The organism is Pandoraea sp. 64-18 (genome assembly GCF_001899225.1).
Classification (GTDB): Bacteria; Pseudomonadota; Gammaproteobacteria; order Burkholderiales; family Burkholderiaceae; genus Pandoraea; species Pandoraea cepalis.
On sequence record NZ_MKVU01000020.1, the window covers coordinates 229,222 to 245,556 of the forward strand.

The following is a 16,335-nucleotide window of genomic DNA, read 5'->3' on the forward strand; positions in this document are numbered from 1 at the left end:
GTGAGTTCACGCGACGGCATCGCGCGACCGACCGGCGCACGCGTGGCCAGCACCTGCCGGTTGAACACGCCGGCCGGCGGCGTGACCGGCGCCGGGCGACTATTGCCGAACACGCTCTGCTGCACCGGTGCGACGCCAGGTGTATTCCCAACGCGCCAAGTCTGTCCGGCGCGCGGGGCGGCCAATGCCACCGGCGCGCCGACCCGCCGGCCCTGCACGAAAGCCTGTGCCGGCATCGTCGAGACGGCGCCGCGCACATTACGGTTCACATACACATTGTTGACGTTGATATTCGTGACGTTGGTCGTCTGGATCACCGTCGATCGATTGATATTGGTGACATACGACGGGCTGGCGCGATACGCCGGGCGGTAAGCGTCGTGCGGACCCAACGCAAACCACGCCAGTCCCGCGCCCCCTGCCGCAAACGTAATCCCCCATGCGTTCCCGCCGCTGTTGCCGCTCACCCAGCCGACCAGCGCCGGGGCATACACCGGCCGCACCGCGACCGGCCCCGGCACCCAGCACCAGCGGGCGTCGACATAGGCCCACCGTCCGTAGTGATAGGGCGCGAAGCCCCACGGCGCATCGTCGACCCAGGTCCATCCCCACGGGTCGACCCAGGCCCAATGGCCCGTGCGATACGGCGCCCAGCCCGTCGGCACGTCCGACGGCACCCAAACGGCGCCGTAGCCAGGGGTCTCTTGCCAAGCGCCGTAGTCGTCCAGACTTTCGAAGCCGGTCATGTCGCGCGACACATAGCGCGCGGAGATCGAGCCCTCCTCGCGCGCGTCGCGCTGGCGCACCCATTGGTCGAACCCATCGGCCACGAGTGGCCCGGCCGACTGCTGCGTGAGATTCTGACCCACGAAGGCCACCCGTTGGCCCGATTGCAACGGTACCGACGCGCCTTGACCGTAGACGGTCGCCGCCCCGCGCCAGACGCTCACGGTCGTCACCCCGCCCGGATCGACATCCAGACGATACTCCCCGGCCTGTTGCGGGACGAACGCCAGGTTGGGCGTGTCGATCTCGTAAGGCTGGTTCGGATCGAAAGCCCTCAAATGCAGGCCGACCGTGCCCTGCGTTACGTTCAGTTGCACATTCTGGTCGGTCACGGCCGAGAGAACGACGCTCGTGGACGCCCCCATGCGAACCGCCGTGCCGCCCACATGCATCTCGGCGCGGCTGTTGCGCTCGACCCAGACGGCATCGCCCGTGGTGAGCGGCCGGTTGCGATCGGCATAGCGCCAGTCGCTGGTACCTGCGGGGGCGTACGTGACGGTGCCGTCGAATGCATTCAGCCGCGCCACACGCCCCGGGGGATCGGCGCTCTGTGCCTGCGCCAGCGCGGGAAGTCCCGCCGCGCCAAGGGCGCCGAGCACGAGCCCGACGCCAAGACAGCGAACCACTGTCCGCCAGGAAATCAGGGATTTCATAGACACTCCGGGCACTGTCCGGTGTACGCGCCAAGCGTTGTCTCGGCCGCACCACCTTGTTGCTCTGTCCGAATCCTTCGGCGAACGCCATGACGACGGCTTCGCCACAAGTGACGCTTCAAGCGTAAGACGGCCGTGTGTGACAGCGTGTAAAGGAATGCTACGGGGGTGTAACGAGATGAGGCGCGGGGCCCCGGGACAATACGCGAGACGTTACGCCTGACGACGCGCAGGCTGGGGCGTCACGCCGCCCCCGCCGCCTAATGCTGGCTGAGCGCGCTGGAAAGCAGCTTGGCCGTGATGTCGACGATCGGAATCACGCGCTCGTAGGCCATGCGCGTCGGGCCGATCACGCCCAACGTGCCGACCACTTCGCCATCGACTTCGTACGGTGCCGTGATGACCGTCATTTCTTCGATCGGGACGAGGCTCGACTCGCCGCCGATGAAAATCTGAACACCCTGCGCCCGGCTCGACACGTCGAGCAGCTGCAGCAGGCCGGTCTTGGACTCGAACACGTCGAACAGCTTGCGGAGTCGCGCCATGTTCGACGATAGATCCTCCACGCCCAGCAGATTGCGCTCGCCCGAGATCAGCAAGCTCTCGCGCGAGGTATCGGCCATGGCGTCGCTGCCCGCCTGAACGGCCGCCTGCATCAAGGCACTCATGTCGGAGCGCAGGGCGTCGAGTTCGCCGCGCAAGCTGGCGCGCACCTCATCGAAACTTTGGCCGCCGAAATGGGCGTTCAGGTAGTTTGCCGCCTCGACCAGTTGCGCCGGGGAGTGATCCTTTTCCGTCAGGATGATGCGGTTCTGCACGTCGCCGTCGGGGGTGACGATGATAAGCAACACGCGCTTTTCGGACAGTCGCAGGAATTCGATCTGCCGAAAGATCTGGCTGCGGCGCGGTGTCAGCACCACACCCGCGAACTGCGAGAGATTCGAGAGCACTTCCGCTGCCGAGGCGACCAGTTGCTGCGGCCCGGCCGGCTGCAACCGGGTCTGCACCTGCGACGCCAGCTGATGCACGGCATCGCCGAGCGGGCTTACCGTCAGCATGGTGTCGACGAACAGCCGGTAGGCGCGCGGCGTCGGAACACGACCGGCCGACGTATGCGGGCTGGCCACGAAGCCGAGCGCCTCGAGGTCGGCCATCGCATTGCGGATGGTCGCCGGCGACAGATCGAGCCCGGAGTATCGCGATAGCGTGCGCGACCCCACCGGCTGGCCATCGGCGATGTACCGTTCGATCAGGGTTTTGAGTAGCGTTTGCGCACGTTGATCTAGCATGGCGAAAATTGTAACGCGAAATGTACAAGCACGGCGTGCGGCAAACCCCGAGGGGCCGGCAAGGCCGCGCGTGCCGATGGTTGCTGTCATCGACTTATGGTGTAATGGCGGCATGAAAACAGGGAGCCCTTTCAAGACCGTGGCGCTCGTCGGGAAATACCATGCCGACGGCGTTGCCGAACCGTTGCTCACGCTGGCGGCATGCATCGCCCAGCGAGGACATCACGTCATCTTCGAGCGTGATACGGCGCACAACATCGGCGCGGCCGCCGCCCCCTACCGTCCCCTCGACATTCAGGAAATCGGTACGCAGGCCGATGTGGCGGTGGTCATCGGCGGTGACGGAACGATGCTCGGCGTGGGCCGTCAGCTGGCCGCCTCGAAGGTGCCGCTCATCGGCGTGAACCACGGACGCGTCGGTTTCATCACCGACATTCCGCTCGACGAGATGCGTCAGGTCGTGCCGGCCATGCTCGAAGGGCATTTCGAAGCCGAGCAGCGCACCCTGTTGGCCGCGCGTATCGAGCGCGAAGGCCAGACGCTGTTCGAGACGCTCGCGTTCAACGACGTGGTGGTGAACCGCTCGGGCATCTCGGGCATGGTCGAGCTGCGTGTCGACGTCGACGGCCGCTTCATGTACAAGCAGCGCTCGGACGGCCTGATCGTCGCCACGCCCACGGGCTCGACCGCCTATGCGCTCTCGGCCACCGGCCCGATCCTGCATCCGCGACTTGGCGGCGTGGTGCTCGTGCCGATCGCCCCGCACGCGCTGTCGAACCGCCCGATCGTGCTGCCGGATTCGAGCGATATCGTCATCACGATCACCGGCGGGCGCGAGGTCGGCGCCAACTTCGACATGCAGTCGTTTGCCGAGCTGCGTCAGGGCGACCGGATTCTGCTGGGCCGCTCCGAACATCAGGTGACGTTCCTGCACCCGGTCGGCTACAACTATTACGCGACGCTGCGCCGCAAGCTGCACTGGAACGAGCATATCTCCGACGAAGATCCGTCGCAGACCTGACTTCACGCCCTCCCCGACCGCCCATGCTACGCAGTCTCTCGATTCGCGATTTCGTGATCGTCGATCGTCTCGACCTGGAATTCTCCGCCGGCTTCACCGTGTTCTCGGGGGAGACCGGCGCGGGTAAATCGATTCTGATCGACGCGCTGGCGCTGGCCATGGGCGAGCGCGGCGACACCAGTATGGTGCGCGCCGGACAAACGCGCGCCGACATTACCGCTGAGTTCGCCGCCGACGCCGAGGCCCGCCCCGATCTCGAAGCCTGGCTGCAGGCGCAGGCGCTCACGCTCGAAGAACACGGCGGCGTGCTGCTGCGCCGCGTGCTCGACTCGGGCGGACGCTCGCGCGCCTTCGTCAACGGCACGCCCGCCACCCTCGCCCAACTGCGCGAACTCGGCGAGATGCTCGTCGACATTCACGGGCAGCACGCCCATCAGCAGTTGCTGCGCGCCGACGCACAGCGCCGCCTGCTCGACGCCCATGCGGGCGCCACCGCGCTCGCGGCGGACACGGCGGCGGCGCACAAGGAATGGCGGCGTCTCGTCAAACGTTGCGAGGAAGCCCACGGGCGCGACCGCGAGCTACAGCTCGAGCGCGAGCGTCTCGAATGGCAGACATCCGAACTCGACAAGCTGAATCCGCAGGAAGGGGAATGGGACGACGTGAGCGCCGAGCATCGCCGCCTGTCGCACGCCGCCAGCCTCATCAACGGCGTGCAAGGCGCGCTTGACGTGCTCGCGGAAGCGGATGGTGCGCTCGTCCCGTCGCTCGGTCACGTAGTGCACCAGATCCGCGAACTGGCCGAGATCGATGCCGGGCTGGCCGACGCACTGGCCGCGCTGGAGCCGGCCGAGATCCAACTTCGCGAAGCCGTGCACTCGCTCACGCATTATGCACAACGCATCGATCTCGATCCGGAACGTCTGGCCGTGGTCGAGCAGCGGCTCGAGGCGCTGCACTCGGCGGCCCGCAAGTTCCGGGTTACGCCCGAGCAACTGCCCGCCGAGCAAGCCGAACGCCGTGCCCAGTTGGAAGAGCTGACCGCGTCGCAGGACACGGCCGCCATGCAGGCGGCCGCCGACGCCGCGCACGCAAGCTATCTGACACTGGCGGTCACCTTGTCGAAGGCACGCGCGGCGGCCGCGGCGTCGCTCTCGCGGGAAGTCACGCGCGCCATGCAGGACCTCTCGATGCCGGGCGGACGCTTCGAGGTCGCCCTGAGTCCCACGCCGGAGCCGCAGTCGTTCGGTCTGGAGACGGTCGAGTTTCTTGTCGCCGGTCACCCCGGCGTGCCCACGCGGCCGCTGGCCAAGGTGGCGTCGGGCGGTGAGTTGGCGCGCATCAGCCTGGCGTTGCAGGTGATCGCCAGCAGCGTGAGCCTCACGCCGACCCTGATTTTCGACGAAGTCGATTCGGGCATCGGCGGCGCCGTGGCCGAAGTGGTCGGCCGTTTGCTGCGGGAACTGGGTCAGGGGCGGCAAGTGTTGTGCGTCACCCACCTGCCTCAGGTCGCCGCGCTCGGCCACCAGCATCTGCGCGTGAAAAAACGCAGCGACGGCGATTCGACGATGAGTGAAATCGAGCCGCTCGGTCGCACGGAGCGCGTCGAGGAGATCGCGCGAATGCTCGGCGGCGTCGAGATCACCGCCACCACGCGCAAACACGCGCGGGAGATGCTCGCGCTCTGAGCGCGCACGTTGCCCCCACCGCGCGCCGATCGCTCGCAGGGCAATCACGGGCGGCGATGCATCGTCCGCCCGTGAGCGTCGTCAAACCGGCCCGGCGCTCGCGAACACCGAATCCCACAGCGCCATGACCGCGTCGCGTTCGGCTGCCACATCACTGGCCGGCACGCGGGCCGCTTCCACCCCATCGAGCCGCAACTTGTGCTGGCGTTTGCGATAGATCCGATAAGCAGCGGCTGCACCGTCCGCAAGCGTCGCGTCGATCAGCCCGAGTTGCGCCGCTTCGCGCAACAGCGCGATGTTGCCGGCATTGCGGAGCAGCGACGGATGTGCCCCCGAATGCAGCAGCACCAGGTACTGCACGGTGAACTCGATATCCACCATGCCCCCGCGATCGTGCTTCAGATCGAACAGCGAGGTCGGGTTCGGATGCCCCTCCAACACCTTGCGCCGCATCGACACAATTTCCTGGGCAAGCGGTAGCGCCTCGCGGGGCGTCGCGAGCACCTGCGCGCGGATCTTCTCGAACGTCGCGCCAATCGTCTCGTCCCCGGCACAGAAGCGAGCCCGCGTGAGCGCCTGATGCTCCCAGACCCACGCGGTGTTCGCATTGCCCTCGCGGAACTGGTACTGGCGGAAGCTCTCGACGCTCGTCACCAACAAGCCCGACAAGCCGTTCGGCCGCAGCCGCAGATCGACGTCGAAGAGCGTGCCCGCGCCGGTGTGCGTGGTGAGCCAGGTCACGAAGCGGCGAGCAAGTGCGGCATACGCGTCCGGCGCGCGGTCGTCATCGTCGTCGTAAAGGAAGATCAGGTCGAGGTCGGACACATAGCCCAGTTCCTTGCCGCCGAGCTTGCCATACGCGATGACCGAGAAACGCGGCACCTCGCGGTGGCGCGTGGCCACGTGCGGCCAAACGGTCGAGATCGTCACGTCGACAATGATGTCCGCCAGTTCCGAGAGCCGGTCGCCGATTGCCTCGACCGACAACGCGCCCTGCAAATCGAGCAGCAGGATGCGGAACACCTCGGCGTGATGCGCGCGCCGCAGAATGTCCATCTGCACTTCGACGTTGCCGGCCGCGCCCGACGCATTCAGGCTCAACAGCAACTGTGTTTTGAAAGACGCCCAGTCGAACGGCGCGGCGAGCGCTTCGTCGTCGAGCAGCTCGTCGAGCAATTGCGGGTGACGGATCAGGTAGCCTGCCGCCCAACGCGAGCCGGCCAGCACCTTGACGACGCGCTCCAGCGCGCGCGGATACTCAGTGAGCAGCGCCAGATACGAACTGCGACGGCTGATGGCCGAAAGCAGGTCGAGCATGCGCGCGAGCACGGCGTCGGCCTCGCCCGTGCCCGCCGCGCCTTGCACGGCGCGCTGCACCAGTTGATCGAAGCGGCGCCGGCTGGTTTCGCCCAGCGCCTTGTAGCGCGACGACGTCCAGACGGCGCGTAGCCGGTCGAGGGCACCGTCGGCGTCGGTAAAGCCCAGGCGCGAGAGCTGATGGCCGAGATCGCCCGTCTGTGTCTCGTCGGCCAGACATTCGCTCCACAATTCCGGCGGGCATTCGCATTCGCCCGCCCCCGACGCCGCCGCCTTGCGCCCGCTGCCGCCGGCCTTGTCCGCGAAGATCTCGTCGAACTGCGCGGCGACGAACTCGCGATGCTCGTCGAGCACCGTCATGAAGCTCGCCTCGTCGGGGAAGCCCATGGCGCGCGCCACCGCGAGACGATCGTCGCCGGAGGCCGGGAGGATGTGCGTCTGCGCATCGTCCAGATACTGAATACGGTGTTCGAGCTTACGCAGGAAGACGTAGGCGTTCGCGAGTTCGTCAGCCACATTCTGGGCGAGCCAGCCGCGTCGCGCCGCCACGCCCAGCACGGCGAGCGTCGGCCGCACGCGCAGTTCCGGCTCTTGCCCGCCCCGAATCAGTTGGAACACTTGTGCGGAGAACTCCACTTCGCGAATGCCGCCGCGCCCGAGCTTGATGTCGTTGATGCGTGCCGGCTTGGCGCGCGCGCGGCGCTCCGCCTCGTGACGAATCTGCTCGTGCAGCGCGCGAATCGCGCCGATCACCCCGTAATCCAGGTAACGGCGGAACACGAACGGCTGGACCAGCGCCGCGAGCAGCCGCTCGGTGCGCTTGCCGGGTTCGCTCGCCACCTCCGACACCAGCCGCCCCTTGATCCATGCGTAGCGCTCCCACTCGCGCCCCTGCACGTAGAAATACTCTTCGAGCATCGGCAGGCTGCACACCAGCGGCCCGGAATCGCCATTGGGACGCAGGCGCATGTCCACGCGGAACACATAGCCGTCCGGCGTGAGTTCGGAAATCATGCCGATCAGCTTGCGACCGAGCTTGGTGAAGAATTCGTGGTTCGAGAGCGAGCGCAAGCGGCTCGCCGCCGCCGGGTCGGCGTCGTCGGGCGCCGACGTATCGCCGTCGTCTTCATAGACGAAGATCAGGTCGATGTCCGACGAGACGTTCAATTCGCGTCCGCCAAGCTTGCCCATGCCGACCACCGCGAGCGTCTGTCGCTGCCCTTCCGCATTGCGCGGCACGCCGTGGATGGCTTCGAGCTCGCTCGAGAGGACCGTGATGCCCGCCTGGATGGCGAACTCGGCGAGGGCTGTCATGGCTTCGGTAACCTCGGCCAACTCGGCGCGACCGTCCAGGTCGCGCTGCATGACGGCGCACAAGGCTTCCACGCGCAGCACGCGCAGCGCGCGGGCGAGGCCCGCCTCGTCGACGCCCGCGACCCCCGTGGGTTGCTCGGGCGGCGATAGCTGCGTGCCGGTGATGGCTTCGAAGCGACGGGCGAGCCAACGCGCGTCCACAGGGTGCTCGGCCAAGGCGGGCAATGCCTCGACAAGCGCGGGACGGCTCGCCAGCATGCGCGCCGCGTAGCGCGAGTAGGACGGGATATCGATGGGGTTTTCGGGTGAACTCACTGGCGGGGTTCCGGTCATCAATGAGATTGAAGAGACTTTCGAAGGCTTACCCGTGCGCGATGAAACGCCGGATCACACGTCTGTTTCTCCTACGGCCGGGCCGTCGGGCGGCCTTGGGCTTGTGTTACAGTCTTTGCCACAGAAACTACCACATTCCCTCGTAGACGCGCAGCATGACCGACCGTAAGCCGCCCGCCTCGTCCACCGGCAACCGGTCCTGGTTCTCGTCACTGCCGCGTGGCTTGCGACTGGGCCTGGAATGGCTGCTGGCGCTCGTCGTCATCGCCTATTTCGGACTTGGCGCCGTCGTCCTCACAACCCGGTACGTCATCCTGCCGCGCGTGTCGGACTACCGAGCGCAGATCGAAGCGGCTGCCTCGCGTGCCATCGGCCTGCCCGTCACCATCGGCCGCATCGACGCCGTCTGGCACGGCTGGCACCCTTACCTGACGCTCGAAGACGTTCGCATCACGCGCCGCCCCCCCGCCGCGCGCGCACCCTCGCTCAGCGCTCGAACGACACCCGCGACGCGCGCGGCACGCCCCTCGCCGGACACGCCGCCCGGGGCGCCACCGCCCGCCGAGCCCAGCCTGACGCTCCACCGCCTCGATGCGGTGCTCTCGTGGACCAGCCTGATTCACCTCGACGTGCGCCTGTCGAACCTCACGTTGTCCGAACCCGATCTCACCATCGAACGCCTCACCGACGGCTCGATTCTCGTCGCGGGCATGCCGGTGACGGGCGGCGGCGCCGCGACCGACTCGACCGCCGCCGACTGGCTCATGCGTCAGTCGCGCGTCGTGATCCGCAACGGCACCTTGCGCTGGCGCGATGCCACGCGCAACGCGCCCGACGTCGTCGTCACCCAGGTCAACGCCATGCTGCGCAATCGAGGCTTCGACCATCGCTTCGGCATGCAGGCGACGCCGCCGACGGGCATCGTGGCACCGCTCGACATCCGGGCGCGATTCACGAATCCGCTGTTTGCTCGCCCCGGCGAAGTCAAACGGTGGCGCGGTCAGCTCTACGGCGAAGTCGGCACGCTCGACCTGACTGAACTGGCCCGCTACGTCGACTTGCCGGGCAAGGACACGCGCGGTCGCGTTGCCGCGCGGGCGTGGGTCGACTTCGACGATGGGGCGATCACGGGGGCGACGCTGCGCGCCGCGGGAGCGAATACGTCGGTGCAATTGGCCGACGATTTGCCGCCGCTCACCTTCGACGCCACGCAGGGCCGGATCGACGTGACCCGCGTAACGCCCCACGCCGACGCCGGCTGGCAATTGCGCGCCCGCGATCTGACATTGCAAGCCGCAGGCCGGCCGACGCTCGACGTGCCTGATCTACGCGGCACCTACGCGCCGGGCACGAACGAGCACGGACTGCACGCCACCTTTGCGGGCCCGCGCTTCGACATCGGCGCCGCGATGGCGCTCGTGCCGTCGCTGCCGCTCGCCCCGCAAACACGCGACGCGCTCGCGAGTTTTCGGCCGCGCGGCAGACTGGCCAATTTCGACATCAGCTACCAGGCCCCCAAGCCGCACGGCCCGGGCAACTGGCGCGACCTGCCGGGAATCCGGCAACTGCCGCCCGAGCGCGAACGCTATCGGGTGGTCGCCGACTTTGAAGATCTCGGTGTCGACAGCGCACCGAGCGAGCATCCGCCGGCGAATCCGGGGTCGCCCAATGCGGGACGCCCGGGCTTCGCCAATCTGAGCGGGCACATCGACGCCGATCAGTCGCGCGGCAGCCTGACCCTCAACGCGAAGCACGCCGCGCTCGACTTTCCCGGCCGCTTCGACCAGCCGCGCATCGATCTCGATACGCTCACCGCGCGCACGTCGTGGCGCGTCTCGCACTCGGCGACGCAACGCGACGCCCCGGCGGACGTAGCGGTGCGCGTGGACGCCCTGCACCTGCAGAACGCCGAATTGACGGGCGATGTGACCGGCACGTGGCGCAATGGCGGCAAGGGCAATGGCATCGTCGACCTGAAGGGCAACATTGTGCGCGCGAGCGCCAGCGCGGTGCCGCGCTATCTGCCGACCGACATCGGCGCGAGCGTGCGGGATTATCTGCAACGCGCGCTGCTCGCTGGCACGGTGCAGAACGCGCCCTTCGCGGTACAGGGCGATCTCGACAACTTCCCGTACGGCAAGGGCGGCGGCAAGTTCCGCATCGACATTCCGCTGGTCGACGTCGCCTTCAACCCGTCGCCGGTGCGCCCCGGCCACACGGAAGTCTGGCCGGCCTTTGACAAGGTGCGCGGCAATCTGCGCTTCGACGCCGACAAGTTGCATATCGCCATCGACAGCGGCACAGTCTTCGGCGTCACGCTCACCCAGGTGGTGGGCGACATCAACGACATCGGACAGGACGATTCCGTGCTCACCCTCAAGGGCGACGCGCGCGGCCCGGCGGCCGACTTCGTGAAGTACCTGAACGGCAGCCCGGTGGGGCACTGGATCGGCGACTTTACCGACGAAACACGCGCAAGCGGCACCACACAGCTCGCGATGCAGTTGTCGATGCCGCTCGATCACACCGATCGGTCCAAGGTCACGGGCCGCGCGCGCTTCCTGCGCAACGACATCACACTGCTGAACGGCCTGCCGACCTTCGGCGCCGTGGACGGGGAACTCGCGTTCACCGAGCGCGGCATTTCGCTCGACAATCTGCGCGGCACGTTCCTCGGCGGCGACCTGCGCGCGTCCGGCGGCAGTCGCAGCGACGGCACCATCGCGCTGAACATTGGCGGCACGTTGAGCGCGCAAGGCCTGCGCGACAATCAGGAAAGCGCCTCACTGGCGCAACTGGCCAAGCGCATGACGGGCGGCACGCCCTATTCGGCAACGGTCACGGTGCGCCAAGGCATGACCGAGGTGGCGGTCCAATCCACGCTCGTCGGCCTGGCCGTCAACCTGCCCGCCCCGCTCGGCAAGCGTGCGGAGACCTCGTTGCCCGCGCGCTTCACGCTGCGTCCCCAGCCGAGTCCGGGCGGCCGTCGCATTGATACACTCGACTTCGCCGTCGGCAGCGTTCAAGGCAATTACGTGCAAGAGCATAGCGGCGGGAGTGCCGGAAACCCCGCGCGCGTGGAGGTGCTGCGTGGCGGCATCGGCATCAACCAGCCCGTGCCCGCGCCGCGCGAGGGGGTTCAGGCAGCCGCCCAGTTCGATACGCTCGACGTGGACGCCTGGCGAAGCGTGATCGCGTCGCTCACCAGCGACGCCGGGAGCGCCAACGCGCCAGCCCCCCAAAGCGCCCCGGGCACGCCCCCCGCCCCGGCGGGGCCGTCGGCCACAGTCACGACGGCGCGCGACGAGTTCGGCGCGCTCACGCCCTACCTGCCGACGCGTCTCGCCCTGCATGCCAAGCAGGTGCGCCTGATGTCGCGCCAGTGGCCGGAACTGGTGGTGGGCGCCCAGCGCAGCGATCGCGACTGGCAGGTCAGTCTGGCCTCCGACCTCGTTTCCGGCTTTGCCGAGTGGCATGCGCCCGATGCGAAGAACCCGTCGGGCACGTTGCGCGCGCGGCTCGCGAAGCTGGTGATTCCGCGCGAGGACCACGGCAACGATGTTCTCACCCAAGTGCTCGATGAGCCGAGCGACGAGTTCCCGGCCATCGACGTCGTGGCCAATGAGTTCGTGCTGCGCGACAAGCCGCTGGGCCGGCTGCAATTGAACGCGCACAACGATATCGAGGACGGCGTGCCCGTGTGGCAACTCACCCAACTCTCGCTCAGCAACAGCGCCGCCACGCTCAACGTCAAGGGCAACTGGCGCACCTCGCGTCGCCGCGCAGCCCCCGCGGCGAGCGACGACGTGCCGCGCCGCACCATGCTCGACTTCAATCTCGACGTGAAGGACGCGGGTGGCCTGCTCGACCGCCTGGGGATGCCCAAGACCGTCAAGGACGGCTCGGGGACGGTCTCGGGCCGTTTCGGTTGGCGAGGTGGTCCCGACGCGATCGACTACCCGACGCTCGGCGGCCGTGTCACGATCGATCTCAAGCGCGGGCAGATCCTGAAGGCCGACCCCGGACTGGCCAAGCTGCTGGGCATTTTTTCCGTGCAGACACTCGCCAAGTTCCTGACGTTCAATTTCAGCAGCGTGATCGGCAGCGGCCTGCCATTCGACAGCATCGACGGGAACGCCACGATGCAGGGTGGCGTGGCCAACACCACCGATCTGACGATCAATGCCAATGCCGCGACCATCAGGATCGACGGTCATACCGACCTCGCGCGCGAGACGCAGGACCTGACCGTGCTGGTGCTGCCGAAGATCAATGCGGCGTCAGCGTCGCTCGCGTGGGCGATTGTCAACCCGGCACTGGGCATCGGTTCGTTTTTCGCGCAACTGGCGCTGGGCGAGCAGCTCTCGCGCACGCTCTCGACGACCTACCATGTGAGCGGATCCTGGGACAATCCCATCATCGAACAAGCCGACGGCAATAAGAGTAAGATCGTGCCATCCCCGGAAGCGCTGCCCGGCGCGCAAAACAGCGCGCAACTGTCCGGCATGCGCGGCAACTGAGGGCATTTCCGAGATGCCTGAGACGTTCGGTATGTGCCATATGCCGCTTTATTCGCCGGAAATGCCGGAGACACGGTTCCGCGCCACATCCACCGATGACATGACGAGTCCCGACACACCGTCTACCGCACAGTCCACCGCCGCGCCGGCGTTGCCATACGGACATTGGAAGCACGCCTTGCCGGGGTCTTCGATGGCCGCATGGGCCGGTCGGGTGGCGACGCCCTGCGTTTTCCCGAGTTGCCCCGTGCCATGGGCGACGGTACGCTCGGCGTCGTACCCGCGGCCCCTGTCGACCACGGGCCGTCGCGCATCCGTGCCGCGTGCTGGCGTGCGCGCAGGGCGGCCTGGCGTGCTGCAGGGTTGATTTCGCTATCTCCGCCCTCATCTATCGAACATATTTCCTTGGCCTGACACCGCATGAAAATCATCGACACCGGCATCCAGAACCTGGCCACGGCCCGCGAGCTGCTGCTCACGCCGTACGGCCTTGACGAAAGCCACCTGCAACGCGCACTGGGTGACATCTTCACGCACCGCGTGGACTATGCCGACCTGTATTTCCAATACACACGCAGCGAAGCCTGGAGCCTCGAGGAAGGCATCGTCAAATCGGGGTCGTTCTCGATCGATCAAGGCGTGGGCGTGCGTGCCATCGTGGGCGACCGGACGGCGTTCGCCTACTCCGACGACATCTCCGACATCGCGCTCAAGGACGCCGCCGCGGCCACGCGCAGCATCGCCACGGCCGGACGCGGGCGTGTGAAGGTCGGTAGCAAGCTCTCGAATACCAGCGGGCACGGGCTGTACCTGCCGTCCGATCCGCTCGCCTCGCTCGACGCAAACGGCAAGGTGGCGTTGCTCGAACGCATCGAAAAGCTCGCGCGCGCACGCGATCCACGCGTGTCGCAAGTGATGGCGGGGCTGGCCGGCGAGTACGACGTCGTGCTGGTCGCGCGCAGCGACGGCGTGATCGCCGCCGACGTGCGTCCGCTGGTGCGCGTGTCGGTCACGGTCATCGTCGAATCCAACGGCCGCCGTGAAATGGGCAACAGTGGCGGCGGGGCGCGTCTTGACTACGCGTTCTTCACCGACGATCTGCTCGAAAAATACGTCAAGGAAGCGGTCGACGGCGCGATCGTCAAGCTCGACGCCCGCCCGGCACCGGCCGGGGCGATGACAGTCGTGCTCGGGCCGGGCTGGCCCGGCGTGCTGCTGCACGAAGCCATCGGCCACGGTCTGGAAGGCGACTTCAACCGCAAGGGCTCGTCGGCCTTCTCCGGACGCCTCGGCGAGCGTGTCGCCGCCAAGGGCGTCACGGTGGTCGACGACGGCACACTGTCCAACCGCCGCGGCTCGCTGAACATCGACGACGAAGGCAATCCGACGCAGTGCACCACGCTCATCGAAGACGGGATTCTGCGCGGCTATATGCAGGACAGCCTGAACGCGCGTCTGATGAAGATGCCGGTTACGGGTAACGGCCGGCGCGAGTCGTATGCCGCACTGCCGATGCCGCGCATGACCAACACGTACATGCTCGGCGGCGACAAGGATCCCGAGGAAATCATCGCGTCGGTCAAGCGCGGGTTGTACGCCGTGAACTTCGGCGGTGGCCAGGTGGATATTACCAATGGCAAGTTCGTGTTCTCGATGTCCGAGGCCTACATGATCGAGGACGGCAAGATCACGTACCCGGTCAAGGGCGCCACGCTCATCGGCAACGGGCCCGAATCGCTCAAGGACGTCACGATGATCGGCAACGATATGTCGCTCGACTCGGGCGTGGGTGTGTGCGGCAAGGAAGGCCAGAGCGTGCCGGTGGGCGTCGGTCAACCGACGCTGCGCATGGAGAACATGACGGTCGGCGGCACGGCGTAAGGCTGGCGGCGCGTGCCATGTTACGCGTCGGATGGCGCACCGCAAAAAATGCGTCAAGCATAGCAAAGCGCCCGGCTCAAACCGGGCGTTTTCGCGTGTTTTTCGATAAACACGATTATTTGATGCAATTTGACGCCTTGAAATACGTAAAATCCGCGTGTTTTCCAGCCGATTAGCGGCCCCTGCGGTTGCGGCGTCATTCGATTAGGCGTATAAAGTGATTCCAGTGCACGGCAAATGCGTGCAATGCAATGTTGAACACATCTCTCATGACCGCCCATCCGTCTTACTTTTATTTTTTTGCGATTCTCACACCGCTGGCGGAAGGAGAGGGGCAGTTGCAGCAGTAAGCACCGAAACGAATCCTGAAAAACCGCCAGACAGCCTGGCGGTTTTTTTTTGACCCGAATCCCGAGAAACGAACCGCAGTTCGAACTGCGCAGGAGAAATGCCATGCCTCCCCACAACACCGATGATGTCCGTATTCGCGAACTCAAGGAACTGACGCCGCCGGCGCATCTGATTCGCGAATACCCATGCTCGGACAAGAGCGCGGACCTCATCCATCGCTCGCGCGGCGCCATCCACCGCGTGCTGCACGGCATGGAAGACCGTCTCGTCGTCATCATCGGCCCCTGCTCGATCCACGATCCGAAAGCCGCGATGGAATACGCCGCGCGCCTGGTCGAACAGCGCGAGCGCCTGAAAGGCGAACTCGAAATCGTGATGCGCGTGTACTTCGAAAAGCCGCGCACGACGGTGGGCTGGAAGGGTCTGATCAACGACCCGCACATGGACAACAGTTTCAAGATCAACGACGGCCTGCGCCTCGCGCGCGACCTGCTTGCCCAGATCAACGAACTGGGGCTGCCCGCCGGCACCGAGTACCTCGACATGATCAGCCCGCAGTACATCGCCGATCTCGTGTCATGGGGCGCCATTGGCGCGCGCACCACCGAATCGCAGGTGCACCGCGAACTGGCATCGGGCCTATCGTGCCCGGTCGGATTCAAGAACGGCACCGACGGCAACGTGAAGATCGCCGTCGACGCCATCAAGGCCGCGTCGCAGCCGCACCATTTCCTGTCGGTGACGAAGGGCGGCCATTCGGCCATCGTGTCGACCGCGGGTAACGAAGACTGTCATCTGATCCTGCGGGGCGGCAAGACGCCGAACTACGACGCCGCCAGCGTGCAGACCGCCTGCGACGACATCGCCAAGTCGGGCCTGGCCGCGCGCGTAATGATCGACGCATCGCACGCCAACAGCCAGAAGAAGCATGAAAACCAGATCCCGGTCTGCGAGGACATCGCCCGCCAGATCGCCGGCGGCGACGACCGGATCATCGGTGTGATGGTCGAGTCGAACCTCGTGGCCGGGCGTCAGGACCATGTGCCCGGCAAGCCGCTGACTTACGGCCAGAGCATCACCGACGCCTGCATCGACTGGGAAGACAGTCTGAAGGTGCTCGATACGCTGGCCGATGCCGTGCGTGCGCGTCGTCTGGCACGCGGCGCAGGTAATTGATGTGGC

At 66.6% G+C, this 16,335-nt stretch carries 10 protein-coding genes; 5 read left to right on the top strand and 5 right to left on the bottom strand.

Annotated features, from left to right (window positions below; translation table 11 throughout):
* Both BGP02_RS18110 and hrcA read right to left on the bottom strand, forming a co-directional pair.
* Nucleotides 1–1,439 (bottom strand): DUF6600 domain-containing protein (locus BGP02_RS18110; protein WP_353744116.1); only part of this gene is annotated, 1,439 nt, incomplete at its 3' end.
* A 260-nt stretch (nt 1,440–1,699) separates the two neighbouring features.
* Complete coding sequence (hrcA, locus tag BGP02_RS18115) at nt 1,700–2,728, bottom strand: heat-inducible transcriptional repressor HrcA (RefSeq protein WP_017233374.1); 1,029 nt, start codon at nt 2,726–2,728, stop codon at nt 1,700–1,702.
* A 112-nt stretch (nt 2,729–2,840) separates the two neighbouring features.
* On the opposite strand from hrcA, the gene BGP02_RS18120 reads away from it, so the two are divergent.
* Complete coding sequence (locus tag BGP02_RS18120) at nt 2,841–3,749, top strand: NAD kinase (RefSeq protein WP_026131837.1); 909 nt, start codon at nt 2,841–2,843, stop codon at nt 3,747–3,749.
* 23 nt (nt 3,750–3,772) lie between these two features.
* A complete protein-coding gene (recN, locus tag BGP02_RS18125; RefSeq protein WP_017233372.1) occupies nt 3,773–5,437 on the top strand; it encodes a DNA repair protein RecN in 1,665 nt (554 codons plus the stop codon).
* An 81-nt stretch (nt 5,438–5,518) separates the two neighbouring features.
* Here the strand turns inward: recN and glnE are convergent, their stop codons facing one another.
* Nucleotides 5,519–8,401, bottom strand: a complete 2,883-nt coding sequence (gene glnE / locus BGP02_RS18130; protein WP_051060132.1) for a bifunctional [glutamate--ammonia ligase]-adenylyl-L-tyrosine phosphorylase/[glutamate--ammonia-ligase] adenylyltransferase — start codon at nt 8,399–8,401, stop codon at nt 5,519–5,521.
* Between the two features lie 155 nt (nt 8,402–8,556).
* On the opposite strand from glnE, the gene BGP02_RS18135 reads away from it, so the two are divergent.
* Entirely contained in the window at nt 8,557–12,921 is a 4,365-nt protein-coding gene (locus BGP02_RS18135) for a YhdP family phospholipid transporter (protein ID WP_268566853.1), read from the top strand.
* A gap of 48 nt (nt 12,922–12,969) precedes the next feature.
* Here the strand turns inward: BGP02_RS18135 and BGP02_RS18140 are convergent, their stop codons facing one another.
* Nucleotides 12,970–13,221 (bottom strand): hypothetical protein, encoded by a 252-nt coding sequence (locus BGP02_RS18140; RefSeq protein ID WP_261938034.1) that lies wholly within the window; start codon nt 13,219–13,221, stop codon nt 12,970–12,972.
* A 120-nt stretch (nt 13,222–13,341) separates the two neighbouring features.
* Here BGP02_RS18140 and tldD point away from each other — a divergent pair, with 120 nt between their 5' ends.
* Nucleotides 13,342–14,802, top strand: coding sequence for a metalloprotease TldD (tldD, locus tag BGP02_RS18145; RefSeq protein WP_017235819.1), 1,461 nt, complete (start codon nt 13,342–13,344; stop codon nt 14,800–14,802).
* Between the two features lie 53 nt (nt 14,803–14,855).
* Here tldD and BGP02_RS18150 read toward each other — a convergent pair whose 3' ends face one another.
* On the bottom strand, nt 14,856–15,257 hold the full coding sequence (locus tag BGP02_RS18150) for a hypothetical protein (protein ID WP_150562590.1): 402 nt from the start codon (nt 15,255–15,257) through the stop codon (nt 14,856–14,858).
* Here BGP02_RS18150 and aroG point away from each other — a divergent pair.
* Nucleotides 15,256–16,329 (top strand): 3-deoxy-7-phosphoheptulonate synthase AroG, encoded by a 1,074-nt coding sequence (gene aroG, locus BGP02_RS18155; RefSeq protein ID WP_017235820.1) that lies wholly within the window; start codon nt 15,256–15,258, stop codon nt 16,327–16,329. The two genes, BGP02_RS18150 and aroG, sit on opposite strands and share 2 nt — an antisense overlap.
* The last annotated feature ends 6 nt before the right edge of the window (nt 16,330–16,335 follow it).